The sequence below is a fragment of the Orlajensenia leifsoniae genome, assembly GCF_004570845.1.
In the GTDB taxonomy this organism is placed as follows: domain Bacteria; phylum Actinomycetota; class Actinomycetes; order Actinomycetales; family Microbacteriaceae; genus Orlajensenia; species Orlajensenia leifsoniae.
This window is the reverse complement of the sequence record NZ_SPQZ01000003.1, coordinates 76,661-90,864: the sequence shown is the minus strand read 5'-3', so window position 1 is coordinate 90,864 and position 14,204 is coordinate 76,661. Positions and strand designations below refer to the sequence as shown.

14 protein-coding genes are annotated in these 14,204 nt (G+C 67.7%); 11 read left to right on the top strand and 3 right to left on the bottom strand.

The window, feature by feature from the left end:
• The first annotated feature begins 161 nt into the window (after positions 1–161).
• From E4M00_RS08335 to E4M00_RS08325, 3 genes are all read left to right on the top strand, one after another.
• On the top strand, positions 162–356 hold the full coding sequence (locus tag E4M00_RS08335; RefSeq protein ID WP_055824388.1) for a helix-turn-helix domain-containing protein: 195 nt from the start codon (positions 162–164) through the stop codon (positions 354–356).
• A gap of 116 nt (positions 357–472) precedes the next feature.
• The gene (locus E4M00_RS08330; protein ID WP_003792170.1) at positions 473–571 is read left to right on the top strand and encodes a 30S ribosomal protein bS22; all 99 of its coding nucleotides are present in this window, start codon (positions 473–475) and stop codon (positions 569–571) included.
• Between the two features lie 109 nt (positions 572–680).
• A complete protein-coding gene (locus tag E4M00_RS08325; protein WP_135120051.1) occupies positions 681–929 on the top strand; it encodes a glutaredoxin family protein in 249 nt (82 codons plus the stop codon).
• A 126-nt stretch (positions 930–1,055) separates the two neighbouring features.
• On the opposite strand, the gene E4M00_RS08320 is transcribed toward E4M00_RS08325, so the two are convergent.
• Complete coding sequence (locus E4M00_RS08320) at positions 1,056–1,436, bottom strand: SHOCT domain-containing protein (RefSeq protein ID WP_056169428.1); 381 nt, start codon at positions 1,434–1,436, stop codon at positions 1,056–1,058.
• A gap of 244 nt (positions 1,437–1,680) precedes the next feature.
• Here E4M00_RS08320 and E4M00_RS08315 point away from each other — a divergent pair, with 244 nt between their 5' ends.
• The 3 genes from E4M00_RS08315 to E4M00_RS08305 are packed head-to-tail and all read left to right on the top strand — an operon-like array spanning position 1,681 to position 6,627.
• Positions 1,681–4,026 (top strand): arylsulfatase, encoded by a 2,346-nt coding sequence (locus E4M00_RS08315; RefSeq protein WP_135120050.1) that lies wholly within the window; start codon positions 1,681–1,683, stop codon positions 4,024–4,026.
• A 1-nt stretch (position 4,027) separates the two neighbouring features.
• Positions 4,028–4,984 (top strand): HAD family hydrolase, encoded by a 957-nt coding sequence (locus E4M00_RS08310; RefSeq protein ID WP_135120049.1) that lies wholly within the window; start codon positions 4,028–4,030, stop codon positions 4,982–4,984.
• Positions 4,981–6,627, top strand: a complete 1,647-nt coding sequence (locus E4M00_RS08305; RefSeq protein ID WP_135120048.1) for a SulP family inorganic anion transporter — start codon at positions 4,981–4,983, stop codon at positions 6,625–6,627. Before E4M00_RS08310 ends, E4M00_RS08305 begins: the two co-directional genes overlap by 4 nt.
• Before the next feature lie 90 nt (positions 6,628–6,717).
• On the opposite strand, the gene E4M00_RS08300 is transcribed toward E4M00_RS08305, so the two are convergent.
• The gene (locus E4M00_RS08300; protein ID WP_135120525.1) at positions 6,718–7,608 is read right to left on the bottom strand and encodes a formylglycine-generating enzyme family protein; all 891 of its coding nucleotides are present in this window, start codon (positions 7,606–7,608) and stop codon (positions 6,718–6,720) included.
• A gap of 134 nt (positions 7,609–7,742) precedes the next feature.
• Entirely contained in the window at positions 7,743–9,083 is a 1,341-nt protein-coding gene (gene aspS / locus E4M00_RS08295) for an aspartate--tRNA(Asn) ligase (protein WP_240036953.1), read from the bottom strand.
• 98 nt (positions 9,084–9,181) lie between these two features.
• Here aspS and E4M00_RS08290 point away from each other — a divergent pair, with 98 nt between their 5' ends.
• The 5 genes from E4M00_RS08290 (at position 9,182) to ccsB (ending at position 14,094) form a co-directional block, all read left to right on the top strand.
• Positions 9,182–9,826, top strand: coding sequence for a histidine phosphatase family protein (locus tag E4M00_RS08290; protein ID WP_135120046.1), 645 nt, complete (start codon positions 9,182–9,184; stop codon positions 9,824–9,826).
• Complete coding sequence (locus E4M00_RS08285) at positions 9,826–10,440, top strand: TlpA family protein disulfide reductase (RefSeq protein WP_135120045.1); 615 nt, start codon at positions 9,826–9,828, stop codon at positions 10,438–10,440. Before E4M00_RS08290 ends, E4M00_RS08285 begins: the two co-directional genes overlap by 1 nt.
• Before the next feature lie 25 nt (positions 10,441–10,465).
• Positions 10,466–11,197, top strand: a complete 732-nt coding sequence (locus E4M00_RS08280) for a cytochrome c biogenesis CcdA family protein (RefSeq protein WP_193555577.1) — start codon at positions 10,466–10,468, stop codon at positions 11,195–11,197.
• 64 nt (positions 11,198–11,261) lie between these two features.
• Positions 11,262–13,049: a cytochrome c biogenesis protein ResB gene (gene resB, locus E4M00_RS08275; RefSeq protein WP_420813444.1), complete on the top strand. Its 1,788-nt coding sequence runs from the start codon at positions 11,262–11,264 to the stop codon at positions 13,047–13,049.
• A gap of 58 nt (positions 13,050–13,107) precedes the next feature.
• Positions 13,108–14,094: a c-type cytochrome biogenesis protein CcsB gene (gene ccsB / locus E4M00_RS08270; RefSeq protein WP_135120523.1), complete on the top strand. Its 987-nt coding sequence runs from the start codon at positions 13,108–13,110 to the stop codon at positions 14,092–14,094.
• The last annotated feature ends 110 nt before the right edge of the window (positions 14,095–14,204 follow it).

Sequence of the window (14,204 nt, the reverse complement as noted above, 5' to 3'; positions counted from 1 at the left end):
TGTCGCGCTGACGCCCTCGACGTCGTCACCCGCGAAGTGGTGGCGGATCAGCACTGGACGCCGCGCGCCCGGAGTTCTAGAGTCTCGTTAAACACTCCAGTCACAACGGTTCACTCGAGTGTGATAGCGACCAGGACGGTCCCGAGCGAAGGTCCACCATCATGACGAGCGATCTCTCAGACGTGCGTTTCCTCACCGTCGCCGAGGTGGCCGAGATGATGCGCGTCTCGAAGATGACCGTGTACCGCCTCGTCCATGCCGGTGAGCTGCCCGCCATCCGCTTCGGTCGCTCCTTCCGGGTGCCGGAATCGGCCGTCGCAGCCGCCGTCGAGAATCACGTCGCCGACACGGCCTGACTGTCTCGGGGTGCCCGACGGCATCCCGTGGCTCCACGGAGCCGTTCCATCCGGTAGACTGGGCACTTCGTGTGGCCGAGCATCCGCCGGTCGCCCCCGATTCGTGTGAGGTTCGCGTGGGTTCTGTAATCAAGAAGCGTCGCAAGCGCATGGCGAAGAAGAAGCACCGCAAGCTGCTTCGCAAGACTCGCCACCAGCGTCGCAACAAGAAGTAGAGTCTTTCCGACTTCTACTTGCACGAGCGCTCGACCGTCATGGTCGGGCGCTTTCTGCATTCACGGCGGCGCCGGCCGGCGGCATCCGTCAGCTGTCTAGGCTGGATGGGTGTCCACTCTCACCCTCATCGGCAAGCCCGGCTGCCACCTCTGCGACGACGCCCGTGCCATCGTCACCACGGTGTTGACCGAGTTTCCGGATGCCGCCCTCGACGAGCTCTCGATCCTGGATGACGAGGCCCTGCGCGACCGCTACGCCGAGGAGATCCCGGTGCTGCTCATCGATGGGGCGGTACACACCTATTGGCGCGTGGATGCGGAGAGGCTTCGGGCTGCGCTCACGACGCCTGCCCGCTGAGGCCAGGTCCGTTCGCTGGGGGGACCGGCCCGCTCACTGAGGCCCGGCCGCCGGAGTCCGCGGCCGAAGCGCAGAAAGGGCGACCGGCGCCCGCGCGCCGATCGCCCTCTCAGGTGCTGCTGTCGCTTACGCGAGCGCCTTGGCCTTGAGGGCCTCGTACTCGGCGTCGGTGATGCTGCCCGCAGTGTGCAGGGCCTTCGCCTTGGCGATCTCGTCGGCGGCGCTGGAGCCGGCGACCTGCTTGATGTAGGCGTCGCTCGCCGCCTGCGCTGCCTTGACGTCCTTGAGCTGGCGCTCGGCCATGCCCTGACCGCGAGCGATCAAGTAGACGAGGGCCGTGAGGAACGGCACGAACAGCAGGAAGATGATCCAGACGGCCTTCCACCAGCCGCTGAGCTTGTGGTCGCGGAACAGGTCGCCGATGATCGCGAAGAGCGCCATCAGGTACGCGATGAACGCGAAGCTCCAGAAGAATATCCAGATGATGTCCCAGAAGTTACCCCACATGAGGAGACCTTTCCCGTAAGTGTTCAGGTGTTACCGGCGACCATCCCGGTGCCAGTAGTCGCCATCAATGTAGCGCAAGTGAAAAGAGTTCAGCATTCACTGTGCCTGCGTGGCGGCCAGGGGGCTGCCCGGGCCCGCCACGACGTTCCCACGCGGTTCACCCGTGTTTCTCTGTTCAACCCAGCGACTGCGCAATAGTGTCGAAGAAGGCTCGCCTTCCGGTGGCGGGCAGGGGAGAGGCGACATGGCTCGGGAATTCAAGGGTGAGATCAAGCTCGATGTGCGGGACTCCACCGCCGACTGGGAGGCCTTCCTCCCCGACAAGGCACCCGCCGGCGCCCCGAACGTGCTCGTCGTGCTCTACGACGACACCGGAACCGCAGCCTGGTCGCCCTACGGCGGCCGGATCAACATGCCGACGATGGACCGGCTCGCCGGCAACGGACTCACCTACAGCCAGTGGCACACCACGGCGCTGTGCTCGCCGACCCGATCGACGTTCCTGACGGGCCGCAATCACCACCAGAACGGCTTCGCTACGATCTCGGAGTCGTCGACCGGCTTTCCGGGCTACAACTCCCACATCCCGCCGTCGAACGCCACCATGGCCAACGTGCTGCGCGATGCCGGTTGGTCGACCTTCTGGGTGGGCAAGAACCACAATGTGCCGATCGACGAGTGGACGGCCGGTGCCTCGAAGAAGAACTGGCCGCTCGCCCAGGGATACGACCGGTTCTACGGCTTCATCGGCGGTGAGACCAACAACTGGTACCCGTCGCTCGCCGAGGACAACCACTACATCGACCAGCCCTACCTCCCCGAGGACGGCTACCACCTGTCGAAGGACCTCGCCGATCAAGCCCTCAAGATGATCCGCGACGTCAAGCAGACCGAGCCGGACAAGCCGTGGTACCTGTGGTTCTGCCCCGGAGCCAACCACGCTCCGCACCACGCTCCCGAGGAGTACATCGCCAAGTACAAGGGTGCGTTCGATGACGGCTACGAGGCCTACCGCGAGTGGGTTCTTCCGCGCATGATCGAGCGCGGGATCCTGCCGGAGGGAACCGACATCACCCAGATGAACCCGATGCCGGATGGAACGTTCACGCAGACTGACCTCGTCCGCCCCTGGGCCGAGTTGAGTGCCGAGGAGCGGGCCATGTTCTGCCGGATGGCCGAGGTCTTCGCCGGCTTCTCGGAGTACACGGACGCCCAGGTCGGCCGCATCGTGGACTACCTCGAGGAGTCCGGTCAGCTCGAGAACACGATCATCATGTACTGCGCCGACAACGGGGCATCCGGAGAGGGAAGCCCGAATGGCTCGGTCAACGAAGGCAAGATCTTCGGCGGCTATCCCGATGACGAGGCCCAGAACCTCACGATGGTCGACAAGCTCGGAAGCCCGGACACCTACAACCACTACCCGACGGGGTGGGCGATGGCCTTCTCCACGCCGTACCGCATGTTCAAGCGCTACTCCTATCAGGGCGGGGTCTGCGACCCTCTCGTCATCCACTACCCGGCCGGCATCGCCGCGAAGGGCGAGGTGCGCGGCCAGTACCACCACTCGACCGACATCGTCCCGACGATCCTCGAGCTCTGCGGCGTCGAGATGCCCGAGACCTACAACGGCGTCGAGCAGACCCCGTTGGCCGGCGTTTCGATGGCGTACACGTTCGACGCCGAGCCTGATGCCCCCACCAGGAAGAAGACCCAGTACTACGAGATGCTCGGCAGTCGCGGCATCTGGCACGAGGGCTGGAAGGCCGTCGCCGAGCACGGCCCGATGGCCGGCATGAGCGGATTCGAGAACGACACCTGGCAGCTGTTCCACACCGACGTCGATCGGGCCGAGGCGCATGACCTCGCTGCGGAGCACCCCGAGAAGCTTGAGGAGCTCAAGGCTCTCTGGCTCGAGGAGGCGAAGGCGAACGACGTGCTGCCGCTCAACGACCTGCAGATCATCGGAAATGCGAAGGACTTCGAGACCTTCATCACGATGGAGTTCCACCAGCCTGCACCCCCGAGCGGGCAGTACACGTACTATCCCGGCACGTCGGAGGTGCCGGAGCGCTCGGCGGCGAACGTGCACAACGTCTCGTACAAGATCCTCGCCGAGGTGGAGCTCACAGGTGAGACCGAGGGCATCATCTTCGCCCACGGCTCTCGCTTCGGAGGCCACGCGCTGTTCATCAAGGACGGCACGATCACGTACGCGTACAACTTCCTCGGCATCCCGCCCGAGGACCGCATCTCGGCGCCGGCGCCCACGTCGGGGAAGCACATCATCGGGGTCGAGTTCACGAAGGAGAAGATCGGCGAGTACCGCGAGGGAGTCGGTCCGCTGAAGCTCTTCATCGACGACCAGCAGGTGGGCGAGCAGGAGATCCGCACCGTATTGGGGCACTTCTCGCTCTGCGGCGAGGGTCTGTGCATCGGCTACGACTCGGCGGATGCCGTCTCGAGCATGTACGCGGGATCGCGATTCGAGTTCACCGGCGGCGAGATCGCCAAGGTCGTCTTCGACATCGCCGATGACGCCTATATCGACGCCGAGGCCCACATGGCCGCCGCGATGTCGCGCGACTGACATGACAGGGATTCTGCCCTCGTGGCGTCACACCGCCACCCGCTCGACGATTCTCGACTTCGTGGAGCGGGTGGCGGGTGACGGTCCGGGGGCCGTTCCCGCTGAGGAGCGCATCGCCGTCTTCGACAACGACGGCACGCTCTGGACCGAGAAGCCGATGCCCACGCAGCTGCACTACCTCGTTCAGCGGTGGGCGGCCGCGGCGAAGGCGGACCCGTCGCTCGCGGAGAAGCAGCCGTACACGGCCGTCGCCACGGGCGACCTCTCGTGGCTCGGCGCGGCGGTCGACAAGCACTACGCCGGCGACGACTCCGACCTCCACGCCGTCGTCGGTGCGGTCATCGCCGCGACGGAGAACGAGAGCGTCGAGGACTATGCGGCATCCGTCGCCGAGTTCTACCGTGACGCCCTGCACCCGGTCCTGGAACGGACCTACTCCGGAGTCGTCTACCAGCCGATGGTGGAGCTGCTCGCCTACCTCGAGGCGAACGGCTTCACCTGCTATATCGTCTCGGGCGGCGATCGTGACTTCATGCGGCCGATGACCGTCGACAACTACGGCATCCCGCCGGAGCGCGTGATCGGATCGGCCGTCGGTCTGGTTTACGACGCGGAGACGAACGACGTGCACTACGGCGCGAGCTTCGACTTCCTCGCCGACGGGCCGGTGAAGCCCGTGCGCATCTGGACCCGCATCGGGCGGAGGCCCATCTTCGCCGCGGGCAACTCGAACGGCGACCTGCCGATGCTGCGCTACGCCACCGGCAGTGCCAACAGCCTCTCGCTGCTCGTGCACCACGACGACGACACCGGCCGTGGCGACACGCCATACGACAAGGGCGCCGAGTCCGCATTGGACGCGGCGTCCAGCGCAGCATCCGGAATCACCGTCGTCAGTGTGAAGGACGACTGGTCGGTCGTGTTCCCGGATGCCGCAGAGCCCGGGGCTGGCGCGTGACGACAGCCCCCACCTCGTCGCTGCGTCGGTGGTGGCTGCCGACCCTCGTCGGCTACAAGGGGTCGTTCCTGCTGAACGATGTGATCGCCGGGCTCAGTGCCGGTGCCGTCGTCGTTCCGCAGGCCATGGCGTACGCGACCATCGCGAACCTGCCGGTGCAGGTGGGCCTGTACACCTGCATGGTGCCGATGCTCGTCTACGCGATGCTCGGCGGATCGCGGGCGATGAGCGTGTCGACGACCTCGACCATCGCGACGCTCACAGCCACGACGCTGGTGGCCTCCGGCGTCGCCGTCGCCTCGGACGAGCCGTCACGCGACCTCATGACGCTCACGTTGATGGTGGGAGTGCTGCTGCTTCTCGCGCGCCTGTTCAAGCTGGGTTCCCTCGTGGAGGCGATCAACAAGCCGACGATCATCGGCATCCAGGTGGGAGTGGGTGCGACAGTGGCCGTCGGGCAGCTGCCGAAGCTCCTGGGGGAGACGTCGAACTACTCGGGTCACGGATTCATCCGCTCGCTGATCGGTGTGGCCGAGGCCCTGCCCGGGGCGAATGCGCCGACCATCGCGCTGTCGGCCGTCTCGATCGCGGTGCTGCTGGTCCTCAAGCGCTTCGCGCCGCGCGTCCCCGGGCCGCTCATCGTGGTGATCGGAGGCATCCTCCTGGTCGCCTTCACGAGCGTGACCGATGCCGGCGTCGAACTCATCGCCGAAGTCCCCGCCGGTCTCCCGGCGCTCGTACTGCCGTCGTTCGAGAACGTCGGCGCCCTGCTCCCCGGGGCGCTCGCCATCGCCGTGATGGCGTTCCTCGAGTCCGCGGCGGTGGCCCGCGGCATCCGCCGGGCCGGAGAGACGCAGATCCAGAGCAACCAGGAGCTCCTCGCCACAGCCGTTGCGAGCGTCGCCGGGTCGTTCTTCCAGTCGATGCCCGCGGCCGGCGGCTTCTCGCAGAGCGCTGTGAACCAGGGCGCAGGGGCACGCTCGCAGGTGTCGGCGCTCGTGACGGTGGTGCTCGCCGTGGTCGTGGCGTTGTTCCTCGGTCCGGTCCTCAGTCTGCTTCCTCAGGCCACCCTGGCGTCCATGGTGATCGTCGCCGTCATCGGCCTGATCGACGTCCGGGCGCTCGTCCGGCTGGCGCACATCAACCCGCGGGACTTCTGGATCGCGCTCTCGACGGCTGTCGTCGGCCTCGTCGCCGGACTGCTCGCGGCTGTAGCCGTCGGCGTCGTCGTGACCCTGGCTGAAGTGCTGCACGCACTCAACAAGGTGCGGGTCGCCGCGGCCGATCGTGTCGGCGACGTGCTCGTCATCACCGTGGGCAACCCGATGTACACGGCCAACGTCCTCGAGACCGAGCTGGCAGTGCTCGATGCCGTCGATGCGGCCAGGCCGGTCGCATCCGTCGTGCTCGATGTGACACGGATGCGGGAGACCTCGGTGACAGTGCTCGACGCGCTCGAGGACCTCGACCGCGAACTCGCCGAGACCGGCGTGCAGCTGAGGCTGGCCGGGGTGCCGGCGTCGGCCGCCGAGATCGCCGGGCGCACCGAGTGGTATCGCGGGGTGCTCGCGTCGGGGCGCTCCTTCGCGACCGTCGAGGAGGCGGTCGCGGGCCCGCAGCTGCCGCCGCCGCCCGGCTCTTGACGGCGACGGCTGGGGATGGGTGCTCGTCCACCGCCACGAGCGTCGATGTGTGTCACTTCGGCGAGGCGCACCGCGCGGGGCGGGCGGGCGTCAGCGCGCGCAGCGGAAGCCGATGTGCGTCGTCGCCGAGTCGTCGGCCTGCGGGGAGCGCGCGGCCGGACGGTAGCGCAGGCAGTACTCGGGGGCGCAGAGGTGCGAGCCGCCCTTGAGGGCCCGACGCGGAATGAGGGATCCCGGCTCGGCGCTGGCGGCGGCGAGCAGGTTGGGACGAGCGCCGGCCTCGGCGAACTCCGAGCCCGGTACGATGTGGCGCTCGGTGTAGAAGTCGCTCGTCCACTCCCACACGTTGCCCGCGCAATCGAACAGGCCGTAGCCGTTGGGCGGGAAGGTGCCGACCGGCGACGTTCCGACCCATCCGTTCGCCCCGATGTTGCGATAGGGGAAGGACCCCTGCCAGTGGTTGCCGCCCAGGTCGCCGGCGGCATCCGGAGCGTTACCCCAGGTGTAGAGCGCGCCGTCGAGCCCTCCCCGCGCGGCGAACTCCCACTCCGCTTCCGTGGGCAGCCGCTTGCCGGCCCAGGTCGCGTAGGTCGAGGCGTCCTCGAAGCTCACCTGCACGACGGGGTGGTCGAGTCTGTCGTCGATCGACGATTCCGGGCCGAACGGATGCCGCCAGCTGGCGCCGGCTCCCCACGTCCACCACTGTCGCCAGTCGCGGAGGTCGACGGGACCGGGCGTCGGCTGGAAGACCAGGCCGCCGGCTACGAGATCGGCCGGGTCGACGCCCGGAAAGTCGGCCGGGTCGAGCGGGCGCTCAGCCACGGTGACGTAGCCGGTCGCATCGACGAACGCTGCGAACTGCGCGTTGGTCACCGGATGCCGGTCGATCTCGAACGGCGCGACTGTGCGCTCGTGCACCGGGGACTCGTCGGGATAGAAGGTCGAGCCCATGGTGAAGGTGCCGCCCTGAAGCGGCACCATCTCGGTGGGTTCGACGGTGGGGCGGCTCACGATCCGAGCCTAAACGCCGAATTGCCCACTTCCGCCAGTGGCAAGCACCTCTGACTGGCGGAAGTGGGCAACTCGAGCACCACGATGAGGGAGGCGTGCGCGAGCTAGGGCAGCAGGCGCGTCGGACCGCGGAACAGGTACGTGGTCTCGCGGATCGACGACTCGCCCAGCATGAGCATCAGCACGCGCGCGAGGCCCATGCCGAATCCGCCGTGCGGAGGAACGCCGTAGCGGAAGAAGTCGAGGTAGAAGCCGAGCTCCTCCGGGTCGAGTCCCTTGTCCTTGGCCTGCTCCACGAGAACGTCGATGCGGTGCTCGCGCTGGGCGCCGGTCGAGATCTCGGTGCCGTTGTAGATGAGGTCGTACGAGTTGGTGATGGTCTCGTCGTCCTCACGGCGCATGTGGTAGAACGGCCGGATGCTCGAGGCGTAGTCGGTGAGGAACACGAAGTCGTGCCCGTACGTCTCCTTGACGTAGGCGGCGATCTGGCGCTCGCCCTCCGGGTCCATGTCGTCGTCGGCGCGGGGGATGACGTAACCACGGTCGGCTACGATCTGCTTCGCCTCGGCGAGCGGGATGCGCGGGAACGGAACGGCCGGCACCTCGATCTCGATGCCGAACAGCTCCTGGATCTCGGCGCCGTGCTTGGCCTTGACCGCGGTGAAGCCGGCGACCATGAGCTCCTCGTGCAGCTTCATGACGTCGTCGTGCGACTCGATCCAGCTCACCTCGGCGTCGACGCTGGTGAACTCCGTAGCGTGGCGGCTCGTGAAGGACGGGTCGGCACGGAACGCGGGGCCGACCTCGAAGACCTTGCCGAAGCCGGCGGGCTGCGCCATCTGCTTGAAGAACTGCGGGCTCTGCGAGAGGTAGGCCTTGCCGTCGAAGTACTCGACCTCGAACAGTTCGGCGCGGGACTCGGAGGCGCTGGCCATGAGCTTGGGAGTGTGGATCTCCACGAAGTCGTTCTCGACCCAGTAGCTGCGGAGGGCGTGCAGGAAGGTGGTCTGGATGCGGAAGATCAGCGCCTGCTTGGGCTGGCGCAGGTCGAGGAAGCGCCAGTCCATGCGCTTGTCGAGGCTGGAGTCCGCGGCGATGGGGGCCTCGGGGTTGGCGGCGGAGACGACGTCGAGGGTCGCGAGCTTGACCTCGAGTCCGCCGAGCTTGACGCGCTCGTCCTTCTTGAGCTCACCGGTGACGGTGATGAAGGAGCCGTGCGACAGGGCCGAGATCGCCTCGGTGGTGGCGAGACGGGCGGCGTCGCCCTCTGCGGCCTCCTCGGGCAGTTCGCGCAGCGCGGGGTTCACGATCTGGACGGCGCCGGACTCGTCGCGGAGGATGACGAACTGCACCTTCTTCTGGTCGCGCACGGTGTCGACCCAGCCCGACACCGTCACGGGGCCGTCGGGGAGGGCGGAGAGGTTCTTCACGAGTACTCGAGTCACAAGGGGAAAGTCTACCCGCGGGTCGTGGTGCCCGCTGGGCGCGGGATGGCGCCCGCTCACGGCGAACTCGCGGTTTCGGCATCCGTAGACTGGAGGGCGTGGCAGCATCCCGAATCCACCTCGTCCGTCATGGAGAGGTGGAGAACCCCGAGCGCGTCCTCTATGGACGGCTCGAGGGCTACGGACTCTCGGTGCTCGGGCAGCGCATGGCGCAGGCCGCGGCTGATGAGATCGTCGCATCCGGTCGCCCCGTCAGTGCCCTGTTCGCCTCTCCGCTGCAGCGCACGCAGGAATCTGCGGCGCCCATCGCTCTCGCCCTCGACCTGACCCCCCGGCTCGACGAGCGGTTCATCGAGCCGGCGAACGACTTCGAGGGCATGCGCATGACCGGCCCCGACGGCGCGCTCCGCCGCCCCCGCAACTGGGTGAAGCTGCGCAACCCGCTGAGGCCCAGCTGGGGAGAGCCGTTCGCGTCCATCGCCGCCCGCATGATGGCCGGCATCGCCGACGCGGATGCCTCCGTCGACGGCGGCGACGTCGTCATCGTGAGCCACCAGTTGCCCATCTGGATGGTCGCGCGCACCGTCGCCGGCCAGCGGCTCGCACACGACCCCCGCAGGCGTCGCTGCGAGCTGTCCTCCATCACGAGCCTCGAGAAGCGCGACGGCGTCTACGTCGAGGTCGCGTACTCCGACCCGGCGGGTCCCCTGCACGCCGAGGCGACCGATGTGGGAGCCGTGTGATGCGCCGGCGTCCCTCAGCGCGTCTGCGCGCCTCCGTCGCCATCGGCATCGCCCTGGCGGCCGTCGTCTCGCTCGGTGCCTGCACGAATGATCCCCTCGCCGACCAGTACCGCGCGGGCAGCGGCAAGGGCTACGTGGCCGGCGACGGCACCGTCACCGAGATCGACGTCGAGGACCGCGGTGGGGCGATCGACTTCTCCGGAACGACGGAGAGCGGCGACGAGTTCGACTCCACCGAGCACGCCGGCGATGTGCTCGTGGTCAACTTCTGGTACGCCGGATGCGCTCCCTGCCGTGCCGAGGCCGCCGACCTCGAGTCGATCAACCAGGAGTTCGGCGACGACGGCGCGACCTTCGTCGGCGTGAACGTGCGCGACCAGCCAGCGCAGGCCCAGGCCTTCGACGAGAAGTACGGCGTGACGTATCCGTCGATCATGGATCTCGAGTCCGGTGCCGTGCAGCTCGCCTTCGCGGGGAAGGTTCCCGCCAACGCGGTGCCCACCACGCTCGTGCTCGACAAGCAGGGACGCGTGGCCGCGCGCATCCTCGGCCAGCTGCAGAGCAAATCCATCCTCGAGACCCTCGTGCGCGACACTCTCGCCGAGAGCGACTGAGGTGGGCGGCGTCGGCGACATCGTGATGAGCGGCCAGCTCGTCGCGGCCATCCCCATCGCCCTCGCGGCCGGCCTCATCTCCTTCCTGTCGCCGTGCGTTCTGCCGCTCGTCCCGGGCTACCTCGGCTACATCGGAGGGTTCACGGATGCCTCGGCCGACGCCGGCGAGGAACGGCGGTACCGTCGCAGGCTGCTACTCGGCGTCGCCCTCTTCGTGCTCGGCTTCACGCTGGTCTTCGTCGCCTACACGGTGACGATCGGCGCACTCGGCGTGTGGCTCAAGGTCTACTCCGACCTCATCATCCGCATCCTGGGCGTCGTCGTCATCATCATGGGCCTGGTCTTCATCGGCCAGTTCACCTTCCTGCAGCGCCAGCTGAAGCCCGTCTGGCGCCCGGCCACGGGCCTCGCCGGTGCTCCGCTGCTCGGCATCGTGTTCGGCATCGGCTGGACGCCCTGCATCGGCCCGACGCTCGCGGCGGTGCTCAGCCTCAGCCTCGACTCCGGCTCGGCCTGGCGCGGCGCCATCCTCGGCGTCGCGTACTGCATCGGCCTCGGCCTGCCCTTCCTGCTGGTGGCCCTCGGGCTCAGCTGGGTCACCGGTGCTGTGACATTCTTCAAACGGCATATTCGTACGATCAACATCATCGGAGGCGTGCTGCTCATCGCCGTGGGCGTTCTCATGGTGACCGGAGTCTGGACGGCGTGGATGAGCGAGCTGCAGGCGGTGATGGCGGGCTTTGACCTCTTCCTCTGATGACACCGAGCGCCCCGCGAACGACGGGCCGCACGAAGACGGACGCGGCGGCGCCGAGGAGCGGCTGCGCCGCCCCGACGACCACATCGACGCTGCGGCATCCGTCGACCCGTCGTCCGGCGACACAGGATCCGGCGGAGGCTCCGGCTCCGGCGGCGAGATCACGCAGCCCAAGCTGGGGTTCGTCGGCTGGCTGCGCTGGTTCTGGCGGCAGCTCACGAGCATGCGCACGGCCCTGTTCCTGCTGCTCCTGCTCGCCGTGGCCGCCGTTCCCGGATCGCTGGTGCCGCAGCGCTCGAGCGACCCCAACGGCGTCACGCAGTACTTCCGCGACAACCCCGACCTGGCGCCGTTCCTCGACAAGCTGCAGGCGTTCGACGTCTACACCTCGGCGTGGTTCTCGTCGATCTACATCCTTCTGTTCATCTCGCTCATCGGCTGCGTGATCCCGCGCACCAAGCACCACTTCGACGCCCTGCGCGCGAAGCCCCCGCGCACGCCGGTTCGCCTCGGCCGCCTCGCCGGCTACACCGAGCGTGACGGCGTCGGGTCGCTCGATGACGCCGCCGAGGCCGCCCGCGCTCAGCTGCGGTCAGCCGGCTATCGGGTCGCCGTCTTCGAGAAGCCCGGCGAGAAGAGCGTCTCCGCCGAGCGCGGATACCTGCGCGAGACGGGCAACCTGGTCTTCCACAGCGCCCTGGTCGGCATCCTCGTGACCGTCGGCTTCGGCGGAGGCTTCGGTTTCGCGGGCCAGCGGGTGCTCGTCGAGGGCCAGACCTTCGTCAACACCCTCGGGGCCTTCGACTCCTTCAATCCCGGCCGCTTCTTCGACCCCGACACCCTCGACCCGTACTCGCTGACGCTCACCGACATGGCCGTCACCTACGAGCAGCAGAACCAGAAGGCGTTCGGGCAGCCCATCGACTACACGGCGACCGTTCAGGTCACCGAGCAGGACGGCGCCTCCTCGGAGCAGACCATCAAGGTGAACGAGCCGCTGAACACCGGGGGCACCAACATCTACCTGCTCGGCAACGGCTACGCCCCGCAGATCACCGTGCGCGATCCCGATGGCACCGTCGTCTTCACGGATGCCATCCCGTTCCTCCCGCAGGACGCCCAGCTCACCTCCATCGGCGTCGTCAAGATCCCCGACGGCCTCGCAGAGCAGCTCGGCATGATCGGCCTGTTCTACCCGACGCAGGGTGCTCAACAGCCGCCGTACTTCTCGAGCTACCCCGACCTCGAGTACCCGGTGCTCACGCTCCAGGTGTTCGAGGGCGACCTGGGCATCGACGCAGGCACTCCGACATCCGTCTTCACCCTCGACACCGACTCGATGACCGAGATCGCCGGAGGCAAGGCCGACGCGAAGGCTCTCGAGCTCATGCCTGGTCAGACGCAGGAGCTTCCGAACGGCCTCGGCACGGTCACCTTCGAAGACGCGGCGAACCCGAGTGGAGACGCGGCCCCACCCGTCACCGAGGAGAGCGACGCCGCCGGAACCGCCGGTACCGACTACTCGAAGTCCGTGCTGCGCTTCGCCTCCCTCGACATCCACCACGACCCGACGCAGGGCTGGGTGCTGGTCTTCGCGCTGCTCGTGCTCGCCGGCCTCGTGACCAGCCTGTTCATTCCTCGCCGCCGGGTGTGGGTGAAGGTGCACGACGTCGGTGGCGGAGCCCTGCGCATGGAGTACGCCGGGCTCGCCCGTGGCGATGACCCCGGGCTCGATGCGGCCGTCGCTGCCGTGGCAGACAGGCACTCCGCCGGATTCACTCCGGATGCCGCAGCCGTCGCCGAGGGAGACGAGGCCGTGGCACCCCCGGAATCCCCGGACGCCAGGGCATGAGAATGCCGTCAGAGATCGATACCGTGAAGCGTAGGGTTGAGCCGTGAACTTCGATGAGATGTCCGTCATAGCGCTGTACTCGGCGATGGCCGTGTACGCGATCGCCTTCATCGCCTATGCGATCGACCTGGCGAAGCGCTCGTCGTCGATCGACGAGGTCGCTGAGGGTGCGAGCAGCACTGCTGCGGCATCCGCGGGCCTGAATGTCACGGCGGCTGGTGGCTACGGTTCGACGGCCACGATCACGTCCAGTGCTCCGGTGACGGGTGCCCCTCGCGGGTATGGACGCTCGGCCGCTCTGCGCGTCGGCGTCGCCCTCACCGTCGTCGCGTGGCTGCTGCACCTGGCGGCCGACATCCTGCGCGGGCTCGCGGCCGGCCGCGTTCCGTGGGCCAACATGTACGAATTCGCCATGACGGGCACGCTCATCATCGTCGCCGTGTTCCTGGTGACGAACCTGTTCGTCGACGTGCGCTTCCTCGGCACCTTCGTGACCGGGCTCGTGCTCATCCTGTTGGGGCTCGCATCAGTCAACTTCTACGTGGCCGTCTCGCCGCTGCCGCCGGCGCTGCAGTCGATCTGGCTCGTGATCCACGTGTTCGTCGCGGCGACCTCCGTCGGCCTCTTCGCGCTCGGGTTCGGCCTCTCGGTCGTGCAGCTGCTGCAGTTCCGGCGCGAGAGCATCGCGGTCGGCGCGAAGGCGACGGGCCTGCGCCTGCTCGCCACTCTGCCGTCGTCGGACAAGCTCGAGGCTCTGGCCTACCGCATCAACATCATCGGGTTCATCCTCTGGACCTTCACTCTCATGGCGGGTGCGATCTGGGCCGAGAAGGCCTGGGGGCGCTATTGGGGCTGGGACACCAAGGAAGTCTGGACCTTCATCATCTGGGTCATCTACGCCGGTTACATCCACGCTCGGGCGACCCGCGGATGGCGCGGCTCGCGCTCCGCGTGGCTGGCGATCATCGGCTTCTCGGCCGTCTTGTTCAACTTCACCGTCGTGAACCTGTTCTTCAAGGGACTGCACGCATACTCGGGTCTGTAGGGATGGCCCGCTCCTTGGTTCGCTGAGGACCGAGCGAAGCGACCGTCCGGAGCGTGCCTCCCACCCCTCCTTCGGGGTCGACAGCGCTTGCATGAAAGCTGCACGCCTCC